Source organism: Marinobacter sp. OP 3.4 (assembly GCF_036224885.1).
In the GTDB taxonomy this organism is placed as follows: domain Bacteria; phylum Pseudomonadota; class Gammaproteobacteria; order Pseudomonadales; family Oleiphilaceae; genus Marinobacter.
This window is the reverse complement of the sequence record NZ_JAVVLT010000018.1, coordinates 47944-63204: the sequence shown is the minus strand read 5'-3', so window position 1 is coordinate 63204 and position 15261 is coordinate 47944. Positions and strand designations below refer to the sequence as shown.

The 15261-nt window shown below is 62.8% G+C and carries 15 protein-coding genes; 1 reads left to right on the top strand and 14 read right to left on the bottom strand.

Annotated features, from left to right (window positions below):
* The first annotated feature begins 99 nt into the window (after positions 1–99).
* Positions 100–1977 carry an MFS transporter gene (locus RO069_RS03155; protein ID WP_328185286.1) on the top strand — a complete coding sequence of 626 codons (1878 nt, stop codon included), beginning with the start codon at positions 100–102 and terminating at the stop codon, positions 1975–1977.
* A gap of 13 nt (positions 1978–1990) precedes the next feature.
* Here the strand turns inward: RO069_RS03155 and RO069_RS03150 are convergent, their stop codons facing one another.
* The 14 genes from RO069_RS03150 to RO069_RS03085 form a co-directional block, all read right to left on the bottom strand.
* Positions 1991–2869 (bottom strand): DUF1853 family protein, encoded by an 879-nt coding sequence (locus RO069_RS03150; protein WP_328185285.1) that lies wholly within the window; start codon positions 2867–2869, stop codon positions 1991–1993.
* Between the two features lie 27 nt (positions 2870–2896).
* Positions 2897–4189 carry a DnaJ domain-containing protein gene (locus RO069_RS03145; protein ID WP_328185284.1) on the bottom strand — a complete coding sequence of 431 codons (1293 nt, stop codon included), beginning with the start codon at positions 4187–4189 and terminating at the stop codon, positions 2897–2899.
* Entirely contained in the window at positions 4186–5886 is a 1701-nt protein-coding gene (locus RO069_RS03140; RefSeq protein ID WP_328185283.1) for a molecular chaperone HscC, read from the bottom strand. Before RO069_RS03140 ends, RO069_RS03145 begins: the two co-directional genes overlap by 4 nt.
* A 151-nt stretch (positions 5887–6037) precedes the next feature.
* Positions 6038–7438 carry a glycoside hydrolase family 3 N-terminal domain-containing protein gene (locus RO069_RS03135; RefSeq protein WP_328185282.1) on the bottom strand — a complete coding sequence of 467 codons (1401 nt, stop codon included), beginning with the start codon at positions 7436–7438 and terminating at the stop codon, positions 6038–6040.
* Between the two features lie 30 nt (positions 7439–7468).
* A complete protein-coding gene (locus RO069_RS03130) occupies positions 7469–7888 on the bottom strand; it encodes a hypothetical protein (protein WP_328185281.1) in 420 nt (139 codons plus the stop codon).
* 64 nt (positions 7889–7952) lie between these two features.
* The gene (gene cyoE, locus RO069_RS03125; RefSeq protein WP_328185280.1) at positions 7953–8852 is read right to left on the bottom strand and encodes a heme o synthase; all 900 of its coding nucleotides are present in this window, start codon (positions 8850–8852) and stop codon (positions 7953–7955) included.
* Positions 8852–9193 (bottom strand): cytochrome o ubiquinol oxidase subunit IV, encoded by a 342-nt coding sequence (cyoD, locus tag RO069_RS03120; protein ID WP_328185279.1) that lies wholly within the window; start codon positions 9191–9193, stop codon positions 8852–8854. Before cyoD ends, cyoE begins: the two co-directional genes overlap by 1 nt.
* Entirely contained in the window at positions 9193–9801 is a 609-nt protein-coding gene (gene cyoC, locus RO069_RS03115; protein ID WP_328185278.1) for a cytochrome o ubiquinol oxidase subunit III, read from the bottom strand. The genes cyoD and cyoC overlap by 1 nt, the downstream gene beginning before the upstream one ends.
* Positions 9798–11807 (bottom strand): cytochrome o ubiquinol oxidase subunit I, encoded by a 2010-nt coding sequence (gene cyoB, locus RO069_RS03110; RefSeq protein ID WP_328185277.1) that lies wholly within the window; start codon positions 11805–11807, stop codon positions 9798–9800. The genes cyoC and cyoB overlap by 4 nt, the downstream gene beginning before the upstream one ends.
* On the bottom strand, positions 11791–12801 hold the full coding sequence (gene cyoA / locus RO069_RS03105; protein ID WP_442915323.1) for a ubiquinol oxidase subunit II: 1011 nt from the start codon (positions 12799–12801) through the stop codon (positions 11791–11793). Before cyoA ends, cyoB begins: the two co-directional genes overlap by 17 nt.
* A gap of 174 nt (positions 12802–12975) precedes the next feature.
* On the bottom strand, positions 12976–13374 hold the full coding sequence (locus tag RO069_RS03100; RefSeq protein WP_328185275.1) for a hypothetical protein: 399 nt from the start codon (positions 13372–13374) through the stop codon (positions 12976–12978).
* Positions 13375–13525: 151 nt separating this feature from the next.
* Positions 13526–13987, bottom strand: a complete 462-nt coding sequence (locus RO069_RS03095; RefSeq protein WP_328185274.1) for a GNAT family N-acetyltransferase — start codon at positions 13985–13987, stop codon at positions 13526–13528.
* A gap of 33 nt (positions 13988–14020) precedes the next feature.
* Complete coding sequence (locus tag RO069_RS03090) at positions 14021–14182, bottom strand: hypothetical protein (RefSeq protein WP_328185273.1); 162 nt, start codon at positions 14180–14182, stop codon at positions 14021–14023.
* Between the two features lie 35 nt (positions 14183–14217).
* Positions 14218–15159 carry a LysR family transcriptional regulator gene (locus RO069_RS03085; RefSeq protein ID WP_328185272.1) on the bottom strand — a complete coding sequence of 314 codons (942 nt, stop codon included), beginning with the start codon at positions 15157–15159 and terminating at the stop codon, positions 14218–14220.
* Positions 15160–15261: the final 102 nt, after the last annotated feature.

Below are 15261 nucleotides of genomic sequence, written 5' to 3'. Positions count from 1 at the left end.
CCAATGTGGTGCGATCCCGGTCCGCGGGCGTGTGGCCGTTCCTTGACCCGGTTGAAGCAGGCTATATAGTGACGATTCCCGGATAAGGAGATGTCATCCATGGAAGACCAGAGCCAGTTTCGCCTGCTGTCCGAGCGACGGTTCCTGCCCTTTTTCCTCACCCAGTTCGCCGGTGCCCTGAACGACAACCTGTTCAAGCAGGCGCTGTTGCTGCTGGTCACTTTCAGCGCCACCAGCGTGCTGGGCATGTCCCTGGACATGCTCTCCAACCTGGCCGGCCTGCTGTTTATCCTGCCCTTCTTCCTGTTCTCCGGCATTGCCGGCCAGGTGGCGGACCGCTATGAGAAAGGCAAGGTGATCCGCTGGATCAAGCTGGCGGAGGTGCTGATCATGGGACTGGCTGCCGTGGGCGTGTGGCATGGCTGGTACGGGGCGCTGCTGTTGATGCTGTTTCTCACCGGGGTGCAGTCCGCCTTCTTTGGACCGGTGAAGTACGCCATCCTGCCCCAGGTTTTGAAGGATAAGGAACTGGTGGGTGGCAACGCGCTGGTGGAGATGGGTACCTTTATCGCCATCCTGCTGGGCACCCTGCTGGCCGGCGTGCTGACCAAACTCGATTCCGGGCAGCAACTGGTGGCCATTGGCCTGGGCCTGCTGGCCATCGTCGGGCTGGTATCCGCCCTGATGATTCCGAAAGCCTCCCCTGCCGCTCCGGATCTGAAGGTCAGCCTGCATCCGTTGCGGGAAACCTGGCGCCTGATGGCCATCGCCAAAGAGAACCACAATGTCCTGCTGAGCGTGATGGCGATCTCCTGGTTCTGGTTCCTGGGGGCCGCCTACCTGGCCCAGTTCCCCAAGTTTGCCCAGACCCACCTGATGGGCGATGAGACCGTGGTCACCCTGCTGCTGGCCATCTTCACCGTGGGCATCGCCGCCGGCTCCATGGCCTGTGAGCGCCTGTCCGGGCACCGGGTGGAACTGGGTATCGTGCCCATCGGCTCCCTCGGCATCAGCCTGTTCGGCATCGACCTGTACATGAATATGCCGGACCAGCCGATCCCGTCGGACTGGTGGATGATCCTCACCGATGGCTACTACCGCCAGGTGGCCATCGACCTGCTGGCCATCGGCTTTTTCGGTGGCCTGTTTATCGTGCCGCTCTATGCCTTCGTGCAGCAGCAGACCGTACCGGACAAGCGGGCCCGGGTGATTGCGGCACTGAACGTGTTCAATGCCCTGTTCATGGTGGTCAGTGCCCTGATGGGCATCCTGATGCTGGTGGTGATCGGCATCTCCATTCCCGAGTTCTTCCTGGTGCTGGCCATCATGAACCTGGTGGTGGCGGCATTCGTGTACCAGCAGGTGCCGGAATTCGCCCTGCGCTTCGTGATCTGGGTGCTGTCCCACACCATCTACCGGGTGCATCACCACAACCTGGAACGCATCCCTGAAGACGGACCGGCGCTGCTGGTGTGCAACCACGTGTCCTACATGGACGCACTGGTGATTGCCGGGGCCGTTCGCCGCCCGGTGCGCTTCGTGATGGACTACCAGATCTTCTCCACCCCGGTGATCGGTAGCTTCTTCAAGCTGGCCAAGACCATTCCCATCGGCCCGAAGGCCAAAGTGCCGGATATCTACGACGCCGCCTTCGACCGCATCGATGAGGAACTCGCGGCCGGCAATGTGGTGTGTATCTTTCCGGAAGGCCGGCTGACCCGGGATGGTGAGATCGATACCTTCCGACCCGGCGTCGATATCATCCTTGAACGGCGACCGGTGCCGGTGGTGCCCATGGCGTTGCAGGGATTGTGGGGCAGTTTCTTCAGCAATTGTGGCGGGCCGGCGTTCCGCCACCTGCCGAAGCGTTTCTGGTCGAAGATCCATCTTAAGGCTGGTGAGCCGGTGGCCCCGGAACAGGCCTCCGCGCCCGTGCTGGAGGAAAAGGTACGGGACTTAAGGGGCGATGCCCGCTGACGGACACCCGGGTCTAACTCTGCCCCGGCCAGTTGGGCGGCACCACGAAGGTTCGCGCCGTCTCATGCCAGAAGCCGGTATCCGGGGCCTGTTCCAGGGCCGCGAACAGGCGGGGGCGACGGTACTCCTCGATACTGGCCAGCGCTGTTGATGCCAGCCCCGCGTCGGGGGGTTCCTGCTGCCACCAGGGCCCCAGCCAGTGGGGCTTGTGCAGGGGTACCCAGTGGCGGGTATCCAGCGTGCGAGTCTCCCCATGGTAGAGCCAGTGGCCCCGCAGGTGATTCCCGGGCACGAAGTTCGGCAGGCTGACTACACCCCCGGTCGGGTAGAACAGGTAACCGGGAATGAAAATCCGGGGCATTACCGGCTCCCCTACACCCAGGTCCGCCAGCAGCGCCATCGTCTCTGGCAGCGTGCCCAGCCGGCTCTGGTGCTCAACCAGCCTGTTCACTTTCAGGTCCAGCCGGTCATGGCTATTGGGGCCGAACCAGCGGGTGCCCTTCCCCGGCTCCGGATAGCCCAGGTAGAACTTCACCGCGATCTCATGGTGCTCCACTGCCCCGGTGTGGGGGTTCTGTACCACAAAGTCCAGCTCGCCCAGGGTGCGACCGGCGGCGTCCCGCACCTGCAGGTTCTTCGCCAGCAGGGGCCAGCCCAGCAGTTCCGTCAGCATGCATTCATAGAGTCGTTCGAAGTAGTAGCCCAGGCGCGGGTTGGCGGGTTCCGCGAGGGCAGCCGGGCGACTCTCCGGATCGGTGGCCCAGCCCGACAGCCTGGAAGGCCAGTCGTCCGGCAGGTGGTCCCGAAGCGGAAAGGTCTCCGGGCTGTCGAGCAACTGCGGGGCCTGGCACAGCCAGGCTAGGTGGTTGGCGGGGCGCCAGGGCTCACTCATGGGGTTCCCCAACAGGTGGATCACGGCTTACAACGATAACAGCACCGCCGTGGCAGCCCAAAGCCCGGCGAGGGTCAGGTAGATACCCGGGTGAATGCCGGACAACCGCTCCCTCAGCCGGGCCAACAGGGAGCGTTTGCCATCGGCCACATAGTGCTCCCGGTAGGTGCGGTCATACACCTGCGAGTACCTCAGGCGCGGATCCTCCACCCGGTGGTTTTCCTTGGGCGTGGCGAACAGGAAGAACAGCCAGGCCCCGGGGAAGATGGCACCCACCACAAATGCCAGTACGGGATTGATGCCGGCGTCCCGCACACGCTTGATCGCCAGGCTGATCAGGCTATAGGCCATCAACAGCATGACCACGATGGCAGCCATACCGGTCCACCCGGGCATGGACGTGGCCACCGTCAGCCCGGTCAATAGCGCCAGCACGCCCAGCGTGACGCCACAGCCCACCAGGCACTCAATGCGGGACAGGCGCCCGGTCAGGGCAAACAGCGTGTTGGCCAGCCATGCCCACCCCATCCGCTCACGGGAACGATCCCGCTGCTCCTTCGCCGCCTCAATCAACAGACACAGCCGCAACATCTGATCGTCAATCACCGGCATGGTACCGCTGTGATCGGAGCTCCACTGGAAGCGGTCATCGAACCGGATCAGCACCTGCGGGGCAAACGGACAGCCCTTCTGACCGGACTGCAGCACCCGGATCACCTGGGGCAACAACCAGCTGCCCACCGCCGTACTGGCCTGGAAGTCATTCAGCTCCGGCGCCATCAGCAGGGGTTCCCAGCGGGCCAGGTCATTGCGGCGGTCCGGGTCATCCAGCAATCGTGCCATGGCGGAGACCAGCCGGTTCAGCGTTTCCTGCCGGTCCTGGACCTCATCCTCCACCAGACGCGGGGGTGGCTCGTTCCAGGCATCGGCGCCTTGGCGGTTGGCGCCATCCGTCCCCGGATCTGACCAGGTATCGGTGATGGGAACAACCGGTGAGTCCGCTTCCGGCAGGGGCACGGACCAGGCGTCCTCGATAACCGGGGAAGCCTGCCGGGTATCGGTCGACGAAGCGTCCCCCTGTTGGTTCCAGTCAAAGGGCTCCGGCGATTCGGCCCCGGCGCTCTCCGGCTCCACCGTGAATGCCATGGGACCTGCGGGCGCATCCAGCGTTTTCACCGCCCGCTCGTAGGCCTGGCGCAGTTGCATGAACTCATCCGGATGGTCTTCCGGGTGAACGTCCTTAAGCAGGCGGGTGTAGGCCCGCTTGATGGTCCTGCGGTCGCTGCCGGGTTCAACCCCCAGCACCTGCCACGGATTCACCACCGGCCCCGCCGGGTTTTCAGCTCCTCCAGCCTGTCGGCCACCACACCCCGGGCCTCCTCCGCCCGCTGCGGGTCCTGGGAGTCCAGGGCGTCCTCCAGGTAGCGGATAATCTGTTCAATGTAGTCCCGCTCCTCGCCCAGGGCCTCGGACCACATGCGCTCCGCCTCGTTCATCACGGCGATGTTGGCGCTGTCCTCCCGGGGGTGGAACTTCAGCTTTTCCATGTTCTTCAGCAGGCTGGCCAGTTCGGCGTCATCCAGATTGTTGGTGGTGTTCTGGATCACCAGGGTTTCCCGGACGCCGGTACTCACCACATCCACCTGTACCTCCAGGATGCCATTGATATCATAGGTGAAGCGGATATCCACCGACTCCTCGCCGGCCTTCGCCCTGGGCACCTTGACGCTCAGCTCGCCGATGCGGATGTTGTTCTTCACCAGCCTCTGTTCGCCCTGGTACACCACCACCTGCAGGTCGGTCTGGTTATCGTCAATGGTGAAGAAACGGTCCACACGGCTGGCGGGGATGACCGTGTTGCGGGGAATCAGCACCGAGAAGAAGCCGGTCCTGTGGCCCTGCTCCATCCGGTGTGCAGTCTCTATCCCCAGGGAGAAGGGGCAGACATCGGTGAGCACCGTGTCCCGCAGGGCCTGGTTGCGTTTCTTGAGGGCCGCCTGCACGGCTGCGCCCATGGCCACCACCAGGTCCGGATCGATGGTGGCTGAGGGAATGCGCCCGAACAGCCGACCGACAAAGTTCTTCACCAGCGGCATCCGCGAGGCACCGCCCACCAGGATGACATCGTCGAAGTCCCCACGGCCCATGCCCGAATCTTTCACTGACCGCTCCAGCGGGCCACGGATGCGTTCCAGCAGGTCAGCACAGCACTGGCTGAAATCCTCGCGACTGAAGCTGACGCGATGCTCCCCGCCACCCAGCTTGGCAGCAATTTCCACCATCGGTTCGTCCGCCAGCGCCTTCTTGGCCTGGTCGCACAGACGGTAGAGATGGGCCCGCTCCTCCCGGCTCAGGGCCTGGCGGTCCATGGACAGCTTGCCGCAGACGGCGCCCACCATGGCGAAGGTGAAATCCTCACCCCCGAGGAAACTGTCACCGCTGGTGGCGTGCACCTCCAGCAGGTCATCGAACTTTTCCAGGATGGATACGTCCAGAGTGCCACCGCCCAGGTCGACGACGATGAAATTGCGCTCGTCTTCCGCTTCCTGGATGCCATAGGCCAACGCCGCTGCCGTGGGCTCGTTGATCAGTCGCTCCACGTCAAGACCCGCCAGTTGGGCGGCATGGAGGGTGGCGGTGCGCTGGTTGTTGTTGAAATAGGCGGGCACGCTGATGATGGCTTCCTCCACCGGCTCGCCCAGGTCGCTCTCCGCATCCGCCTTCAGTTGTTTGAGCACCAAAGCGGACAACTCCTCCGGGGAGAAGGTACGGTTACCCAGGGTGACCTTCTCGTTGCTGCCCATCAGGCGCTTGAACTGGGAGGCGGTCTGCTCCGGGTGGGACACCAGCCGGTCCTTGGCGACCCGCCCCACCAGGACCATGCCCCGGTCATCCACGCTGACCACGGAAGGGGTGAGTAACTCGCCGAGGGAGTTGGGAATGATGCGGCTCTCGCCGTCCCGCCAGACACTCACCAGACTGTTGGTGGTACCGAGATCAATGCCTACTACTGCCATGTGCCCGCGCCTTTCCTTAGTGTGGGAACCGCTGGGGAAGTCCCTTTTACGGTGGAATTTGAGTATACCCAACCCGGGCAAAAGGAAAAACGGGGCGAAATCACAATGCGGAGAGGATGGCGGACCGGCACGGAACCAGGGCATCACGGTCTTATCGACTGGGTGGAATGGCCTCCGGTGTGGCGGGCGGGAACACGGATTGGCCATCCTGCCCTTCCAGCGATCCGGACGACCGGAGACGTTGCTTCGACCGCTTTAACGCCTCCCAGTCCAGTTTCCCTTCCCGGTCCGCCTGCAACAGCGCATGCATGGCCGGGTAGTACTGGTCCGGGTCGAAGCTGACCAGGATGATGTCCACCCCGGCGTTCAGGGCATCCACGGTGGCCTGGCCGACTCCGCCGGGGGCGTCATGGATGGCACGCATGCAGAAATCATCGGTGATCAATACGCCCTGGAAACCCCACTGGTCCCGCAGCAGGTCCTTCACCACGCTGGCGGACGTGGACACGGGCCGGTCCGGATCCACCTGGGCCAGGATGACGTGGCTTAGCATGATCCAGGGCGGGGGCTCGGAACCGGCGAGCCGGCGGAATGGCAGCCAGTCGCTCTCCCGGAGCTGGCCCGGGGACTCGGACAGCGCCGCGCGCTCCACATGGGTGTCGTTGAACACCCGGCCGATGCCCGGGAAATGCTTCAGGGTACATTGCACCCCGAATGCCGCCAGCCCCTGGCAATAGGCACCTGCCACCTCGGTCACCACCGCCGGATCGGTGGACAGGGCCCGGCTGGAGATACGGGTGAACCGGTCTGCCGGGTTGTCCACCTGATGGTCGATATCCACCACGGGCGACAGATTGAGATCCACACCCAGGGAGGCCAGCCCTTCGCCCTGGCGTCGGCCATAGGCCAGGCTGGTGGATTCAATCGTGGAACCGGATGCCTGCTCCTCCAGCACACGCCCCAGGGCGGGCTGTTGGGGCAGCGGCGGTGAGAGCCGGGATACGTCCCCACCTTCCTGATCCGTGGCAATCCACACCGGGCGGGCATCCTGGGTGGGAAGTGTGGAGCGCAGCCAGCGGATCTCCTCACGGATGGCCGACTCGTCCATGCCCTCAACGTTATGACGGGTGATAAAGAACCCCGCGACCGCCCCATGTCGTCCAAGGACGCTGACCTGCTCCCGGCTGCGGTAGCCGACGATGAAGTGCCGGCCCAGCGCTTCCAGCTTCGCCGGATCGCTGTTGAGAACCGCGTAGCGCATCCACTGGAAGCGACCTTCCGCGACAATCACCTGCCCCAGGGCCGCCACTGCAATCACCCCCGCCAGCACCGCCAGGCCGGACGCCCCGTGATGCCATCGACCAGCCCGGCCACGGCGGAAAGCCACCACGGCGACCAGGACAATCAGCAGGGCCGCCGCAACGGCGACCACCAGTGCAACCGTGCGATACCCTGCAAAGTCCGGCGAGCGCCAGTCCATGGCAAAGTAGCCAAGGGTCAGCGCCAGCAACACCAGGGCAGTCGTGACTGCATAAATGCCTAGGGTCTTCAATCGCCACCTCCATGTAGGGCTATTCCGGGTTCAGCTCTCCTGGATCAGGCGGGATGCCCGGTACCACCGGATATCGGGAGCGCCACTGTAGAGGGTCTCCACAAAGGCATTGCGCTCGAACCAGATGACTTCCAGGTCCCACAGGCAGAAGGAGAAGCGGGCAGGATCCTCTACCCATTCCTCACCAGTGTGCACCGAGACCGAGGTGAACAGTTCGTTGTCGTTGCCCCACCAGCATAGCACCAGGTACTTCATGCCCGCACCGTCGTGGAAGATGGCAAAAGCCGGGGTTTCTGGCCAGTCCACGGCCTTCAACGCCTTGACCTCGGCCAGCCTGGGGTAATAGGCGCTGGTATCAACGGGCTGACCGGTGGCGGAGATGGTGTACAGCTTGATGCCATCGTCATCCAGCCAATCGGGGGCACTTTCGGTTTTTCTGGGTTTGAACATGTCTACTCCATCCTGTTGACGGGCCGGGTATTTTACCCCAAGTGCCTGGGGAAGCCATCCAGGATCAGGGATTGAGCACCAGCAGATTCGGCGCCACCGCATTGAAATCCAGCGCCATGGTGACACTCAGTGCAGTGATGGTGACGATGGAAAAGGCGAACACCTGCCGCGCCCAGCCCGTCACATCGATGTCCGGCCGGTAGCCCCGCAGGGCCATCGCCAGCCACCACAGGCTGGTGGTGCAGGCCACGGCCATAAAGGCCACGCCGGTGTAGCCACCCAGGGGCAGCAGTACCGTGACCAGGCTGAACACCGCGATGTACAGCACGATGTGACGCCGGGCGCGGGCAATGCCCTGGGCCACGGGCAGCACGGGGATGCCGGCGGCCTGGTAGTCCCGGTAGCGGAAGATGCCAATGGCGTAGGAATGGGGCATCTGCCAAAGGCAGAACATCGCCAGCAGGATCAGCGCGCCGGCATCGCACTGGCCGGTAACAGCGCAGTAGCCCACCACCGGCGGCATGGCGCCGGATAATGCGCCCACCAGCGTGCCGTAGACCGAGCTGCGCTTCAGCCACAGGCTGTACAGTCCCACATAGACAAGCCATCCGAGCGCGGCAAACGCCACGCTAATACCGTTGGTAAACACCGCCAGCAGGGCAAAGCCCACCAGCCCCAGCACCGCGCCGAACACCATCGCCGCACGGGCGGACAGTTCCCCGGTCACCGTCACACGGTTACGGGTGCGCTGCATGCGGGCGTCGATATCACTGTCGATGCCATTGTTGACCGCGCAACCGGAGGCCACCACCAGCGACAGCCCGATCACCGTCGCCAGGAACACCAGCCAGTCGACCTCGCCACGGGCGGCCAGGAAAAAGCCGCCCGCCACGGAGATCAGGTTGCCCATGATGATGCCGGGCTTGGTCACCCTGAGGTAGTGTTTCATCGAGGCCTCCACCATCAGACCATCATCATCGCGTTGGCGCTGTAGAGGATCCAGATCGACAGCCCTACCACCATCACGATAATCAGCGCCGAGAACAGGAAGGCGAAGGTGCTGGCACGGCTGGCCGGGCTGAAATCCAGGTGCAGGAAGTATTTCAGGTGCACGACGACCTGGACGATCGCCAGGATCACCACCAACGGGATCAACGTCGACTTCTCGAACGCACCGGTCATCACGGCCCAGAATGGAATCACGGTGAGGATCACGGACAGCACGAAGCCCACCAGGTAGGACTTCACGGAGCCGTGACTGGCTTCGTGGGCGTCATGGGTATGGTCAGGAACATGAGAACTCATTACAGGACTCCCATCAGGTAAACCACGGTAAACACACAGACCCAGATCACATCCAGGAAGTGCCAGAACAGGCTCAGGCAGCTCAGCCGGGTCACCGTCTGGCTACCGAGGCCCCGTTTGCGCACCTCCAGCATCATCACCGCCATCCAGATCAGGCCGGCGGTGACGTGCAGCCCATGCAGGCCCACCAATGCGAAGAAGGAAGACAGGAAGGCACTTTGCGAAGGGCCATGGCCCTCGGCAATCAGGTGGTGGAATTCATTGATTTCCATACCAATGAACACCGCCCCCAGGGCGAAGGTCACCATCAGCCAGCCCAGCGTGGCCGGGCGGCTCTGTCGGTGGGCGCCAATCATGGCAAAACCGTAGGTGATGCTGCTCAGCAGCAGCGCCGCGGTTTCAATGGCCACATAGTCCAGTTCGAAAATATCCCGGCCGGACACGCCGCCGGCGGTGTTCATGAACAACACCGCGTAGGTGGCGAACACCGACGCGAACAGCAGGCAGTCCGTCATCAGGTAGAGCCAGAAGCCGAACACCGTATTCTCGCCGGTGTCGTGGTGCTCGTGTTCATCGGCCAGGTGGGCCGCGTTGGTCATCATGTTCATGCCGTCACCTCCCCGGTCCGGTCCGTCGACGCCACGCCCACCTGTTGCAGATGGGCGGATTCAATACGTTCGATGTCCTCGGGTTGCACGAAGTAATCCACATCGCTGTCGTAGGCCCGCATCAGGTAGAACGCGACAGCGCCCACCAGCCCCAGGGCCGCCATCCAGCCGATATGCCACACCGCCGCAAAGCCGAAGACGGTGGTGGCACCAGCGATGAGGATGCCGTAGGGGGTATTCTTCGGCATATGGATCGGCGCGTACCGGGCCGGTTGCTGGTAGGCGGTGCCCTGCTCCTTCATATCGGTGAAGGCATCGATATCCCGCACCTTGGGCAGTTCCGCAAAGTTGTAGAACTGGGGTGGCGAGGCGGTGGCCCATTCCAGGGTGTGGCCGTTCCAGGGATCACCGGTGGTGTCGGGGTTCTGCTCACGCTGACGGAACGAGACGTAAAGCTGGACAAACTGCAGCACGATGCCTACCAGGATGATCACCGCGCCCACGCAGGCGATGTAGAGCCAGATATTCCAGTCCGGGTTATTGGTGTGGTTCAGGCGACGGGTCATGCCCAGGAAGCCGAGCACATACAGCGGCATGAAGGCGACGTAGAAACCCACCTGCCAGCACCAGAAGGAGGCCTTGCCCAGGCGCTCGTTGAGGTGGAAGCCCATGGCCTTCGGGAACCAGTAGGCAAACCCGGCCAGGTAGCCGAACACCGCACCGCCGATGATGGTGTTGTGGAAGTGGGCGATCAGGAACAGGCTGTTATGCAGCACGTAGTCCGCCCCCGGTACCGCCAGCAGCACACCGGTCATGCCGCCGATGGTGAAGGTCACCATAAAGCCCAGTGTCCACAGCACCGGCACCGCCAGTCGCAGACGGCCGCAATACATGGTGAACAGCCAGTTGAACAGCTTCACCCCGGTGGGTACGGCAATGATCATGGTCATGATGCCGAAGAAGGCGTTCACATTGGCGCTGGAGCCCATGGTGAAGAAGTGGTGCAGCCAGACAATGAAGCCCAGGATGGAAATGGCGCCACTGGCCCAGACCATGGACTTGTAGCCGAACAGGCGCTTGCCGGTGAAGGTGGAAATCACCTCGGAGAAAATACCGAAGGCCGGCAGGATCAGGATGTATACCTCGGGATGGCCCCAGGCCCAGAACAGGTTGATGTACATCATGGCGTTGCCGCCGGCGTCGTTGGTGAAGAAATGGAAATCCAGGTAACGGTCCAGGGTCAGCAGCCCCAGTACCGCGGTCAGGATCGGGAACGACGCCACGATCAGGATGTTCGCCCAGGTACAGGTCCAGGTGAAGATGGGCATTTGCATCAGCTTCATGCCCGGGGCCCGCATCCTGAACACGGTGACCAGGAAGTTCACCCCGGTCAAAAGGGTGCCTATCCCCGATATCTGTAACGCCCAGATGTAGTAGTCCACCCCCACCCCGGGACTGAACGACAACTCCGACAAGGGCGGGTAGGCCATCCAGCCGGTCTTGGCGAACTCGCCCAGGCCCAGGGACAGGTTGATCAGCACGGCGCCGCCGACGGCGAACCAGAAACTCAGGTTATTCAGGAACGGGAAGGCCACGTCCCGCGCGCCGATCTGCAGTGGCAGGGCGATGTTCATCAGGCCGATCATGAACGGCATGGCCATGAACATGATCATGATCACGCCGTGGGCGGTGAAGATCTGGTCGTAGTGTTCCGGCGGCAGGTAGCCTTCCGCGCCGCTGGTGGCCATGGCCAGTTGCGCACGCATCATGATGGCGTCGGAGAACCCCCGGATCAGCATGACCAGCGCCAGCACGATGTACATCACGCCAATGCGCTTGTGATCCACCGACGTCAGCCAGTCGTGCCAGAGTACGCCCCACTTTTTATACACCGTGAGGGCAATGACCAGGGCGATGCCGGCCACGCCGACCACCGCCAGGGTGCCCATGATAATGGGCTCATGAAAGGGAATCGCATCCAGCGACAGATTACCGAGTAGCGACATGGTCCTGGGCCTCCTCTGGTGTGGCCGAACCGGGCAGGACGGATGCCTGTTCAGCGGGTGGGTGGTCGGTGGAAGAATGCTCAGCGGAGTCGTGGTGCCGGGGCCCCTCATTCCAGTCGTTGTAGTTCTGCATGTACCGGTGAATGATCTGGTGGAACAGGCCATCGCTGACGCTGCCGAAGTGCTCCACCGGGTGGTCCTCACTGGGCGTGGCCAGGGTGGCGTAGCGCTCCGGGGTCAGGGTCGGATTGTCCTGCCTGACGGACGTTACCCACTGTTCGAACTCTGTATCGCTGGTGGCGATGGCATCGAAGTTCATATCGGAGAAACCCTCGCCGCTGTAGTTGGCCGAAATGCCGTGGTAGGTGCCGGCCTCGTTGGCGATCAGGTGAAGCCGGGTCTCCATGCCCGCCATGGAATAGATCTGGCTGCCAAGCTGCGGGATGAAGAAGGAGTTCATGGTGGATTCGGAGGTGATTCTGAACTGCACCGGCACATCCACCGGGAACACCAGTTCATTCACCGACGCCACCCCCTGTTCCGGATAGATGAACAGCCACTTCCAGTTGAGGGACACCACCTGCACGGTCAGCGGCTCGCGTTCATGGTCCAGGGGTTTGTAGGGATCCAGGGCGTGGGTGGAATACCAGGTAATGCCCCCCAGGATCACGATAATCGCCACCGGCACCAGCCAGACGACGGTTTCGATCCGCCCGGAGTGGGCCCATTTGGGGGAGTAGATTTCATGATCCCGGCCTTCGCGATACTTCCAGGCGAAGAACAGGGTCATGACGATCACCGGAATGACCACCAGCAACATCAGCAGGGTCGAAACGATGATCAGGGTCTTCTCATCGACACCCACCTGACCCTTGGGGTCGAGCACACCACCCTGACAGCCCGCCAGTGAGAACACGGCAGCCGCCAGCGCAGCTTTTCTGAGGCTACGAACTGACACGAGGATTGATCCCCTAAACACGGAAAGTGACAACATCTGCCCGCAAACGAGGCAGGACGAACACCGGGGGAAGGCCGTGGGAAAGCGACGGTAGCGGGAGGATAGCCAGTGACAGCAACGCCGGGAGACAGGCACCCGGATAGCGGCGCTATGTCAGGCGCTGCTCACAGAGGACATGGGAGTACTGGCACCGCGAACCGTTAGCGAACCTTACGCACGGCCCACGGTGGGAGGCGCCCGGCAGCCGTGGGCCGCACGGGGTACAACACGCGGCGCCGGCGTGGCCGGCAACCACTGGCGCAACTGCCGCAGGAAGGCGTTGCTCAGGGAGTTCACAAAGTGAAGCAGTATCAGGAGATGCCGGTAGATCAGCAACGGGGAAACCACCAGCCCGGCCAGGCCTATGCTGACAAGCAGCTCCAGGGTAACGGCGTTTTCCAGCAGGGGGATCAGCTCAGCGGTGTCGTAGGCCAGGCCAAAGTGGACCAGCGCACCGGCCAGGCCGGTCATCAGCATCGCCAGCAGCAACATCACTCCGGTACGAGGTTCCCGGAGGGAAGCCACGGCGGCGGTCGCATTGGTGGACGCTGACAGACTGATCACTTTCACAAACTCATCCGGCAGATGACTGACGCAGAAGGGCTGCAGGTAAGAGAGGGGAACACGAAAAAACGTTACGTTCCGATCTAGTAGGTCGCGATACTACCAAACATCGTCAGGGCGCACAAAGCCTGTCGGGTAGGTAATGGCCGAATGATCGTTACGGATTGGGCTGCTTCCACTGGTACATGATGAAGTCGCTGGGGCCGTTCGTGTACCGGTCATAGAAGGCCCTGCCCCGCTCGTTAAAGTGCTGGGTAATCCAGCGCACCGACGGCCATCCGCGCTCGGCGGCCAGATTGCGCAGTGCCTCGAACAATGCATCCGCCGCCCCCGTACCCCGGGCTTCCGGCGCCACGAACATATCGTCCAGGAAGCCCATCTCGCAGCCACCCAGGGGCCGCGGGCACGCCCGCACATGGGCCAGGCCCACCACAGCACCGCCCTCGTCCCGCACCACCAAGCCTTCCAGCACGTGGTTAGGGTCCAGCAGCCAGCTCCAGACGGTGTCCGCGATGGTGTCGTCCATCGGCACGCCGTAGAAGTCTGCGTAGCCATTGAACAGGGTGCGCCATTGGGGTTTGTCGGCGCCGGTTACGAAGGCGGTGTGGTAGTGGGGCATCACTCGGTCTCTGTCACGGGTGTGTAGAACAAACTACCATGAGGTGATAACGCTAAACACCCCACTCGCCGTCGCAATGCACCGCTCGCCCACCTGGAACCGACAACTGGCAATGGCCATGCTCCGGCCCACCTTGTGGACGTCGGTATGAACCTCCACCCAGTCGCCCTTCTCCGCCTTGCCCACATAGTCCATGGGCTGGCTGTGACCATCGGCGAAACCGGCTCAAGTCAATGGCCGGCCCCCTCATGGGGCTCGCGGGACAGGCTGGCCGCTTCCACCTTCATCCGCAGGATCTCCGCCAGACGCCCAACACCCGGGCCAACAGCCTCTGCGTCGGCAAAGACCAGATAGAGGTCGACAAGACGCTCACCACCCGGCAACGGCAGGGGTTTCAGAATGCCCGCCTCCAGTTCGTGACGAATCTTGTCCGCTGCCATCCAGGCGAAACCATGCCCCCGGGATAACGCACCAATCAATGTCGCCATGTTGGTCACGGTCCACCGCTGGGCCACATCCACCGTGCGGGTTCTGTCATCGCGCCTGGCCGATGTATCGCGCACGACAATGTGACGGTGCTTGCGCAGGTCACGGAGGGACAGTTCGCCCTCGATCTGGTGCAGAGGGTGATCCGGGTGCGCCACCGGGATAATCCTCGCACCGGGTTGCAGAATATCGCCGTGATAACCGGGCGGGACTTTGGGCAGGATGGCCAGGTCGACCCTGCCCTGTTGCAGCAGTTCCGTACCCCCATCAATGACGGTTTCATGCAGGTTGATCCGGGTCTGGGGGCTGATCTCGCCGAACGCCTCCAGGCATTCAAGCAGAAGCCAGGTGGGGAACAGCACCTCCACGGCGATCGATATCTCGCTCTCCCAGCCCGCGGACGCCCGTCCCGCGGCCCGCTCCAACCCCAGTGAGTCGTCCAGCAACTGACGGGCCCGCTGGTACAGCATCCGGCCCACCGGGGTCAGCACCGCCCTGCGCCCCTGGAGGGTAAACACCTTCACGTCCAGCACGTGTTCCAGCCGCTGGACCGCATAGGTGATGGACGACTGGCTCTTGTGCAGCGCCTCGGCGGCATGGGCATAGCCGCCCTCATCCACCACGGCCACCAGGCTGCGCCATTGCTCCAGAGTGATGTGAGGGGTTGAGGTCAGTCTTTCGCTCATAGATCGAACTATTAGATGGTTTAGAGCAATTATTTACGCTTTTTTATCAAAAACATCAATGCTTCAATTACCAGCATCAACCATCGTTACCAACGGGGGACA

Coding starts and splice junctions, on each gene's coding strand:
- RO069_RS03155 (WP_328185286.1), top strand. CDS start 100: ATGGAAGACCAGAGCCAGTTTCGCCTGCTGTCCGAGCGACGGTTCCTG.
- RO069_RS03150 (WP_328185285.1), bottom strand. CDS start 2,869: ATGAGTGAGCCCTGGCGCCCCGCCAACCACCTAGCCTGGCTGTGCCAG.
- RO069_RS03140 (WP_328185283.1), bottom strand. CDS start 5,886: ATGGCAGTAGTAGGCATTGATCTCGGTACCACCAACAGTCTGGTGAGT.
- RO069_RS03130 (WP_328185281.1), bottom strand. CDS start 7,888: ATGTTCAAACCCAGAAAAACCGAAAGTGCCCCCGATTGGCTGGATGAC.
- cyoE (WP_328185280.1), bottom strand. CDS start 8,852: ATGGTGGAGGCCTCGATGAAACACTACCTCAGGGTGACCAAGCCCGGC.
- cyoD (WP_328185279.1), bottom strand. CDS start 9,193: ATGAGTTCTCATGTTCCTGACCATACCCATGACGCCCACGAAGCCAGT.
- cyoC (WP_328185278.1), bottom strand. CDS start 9,801: ATGAACATGATGACCAACGCGGCCCACCTGGCCGATGAACACGAGCAC.
- cyoB (WP_328185277.1), bottom strand. CDS start 11,807: ATGTCGCTACTCGGTAATCTGTCGCTGGATGCGATTCCCTTTCATGAG.
- cyoA (WP_442915323.1), bottom strand. CDS start 12,801: ATGTTGTCACTTTCCGTGTTTAGGGGATCAATCCTCGTGTCAGTTCGT.
- RO069_RS03095 (WP_328185274.1), bottom strand. CDS start 13,987: ATGCCCCACTACCACACCGCCTTCGTAACCGGCGCCGACAAACCCCAA.
- RO069_RS03090 (WP_328185273.1), bottom strand. CDS start 14,182: ATGGACTATGTGGGCAAGGCGGAGAAGGGCGACTGGGTGGAGGTTCAT.
- RO069_RS03085 (WP_328185272.1), bottom strand. CDS start 15,159: ATGAGCGAAAGACTGACCTCAACCCCTCACATCACTCTGGAGCAATGG.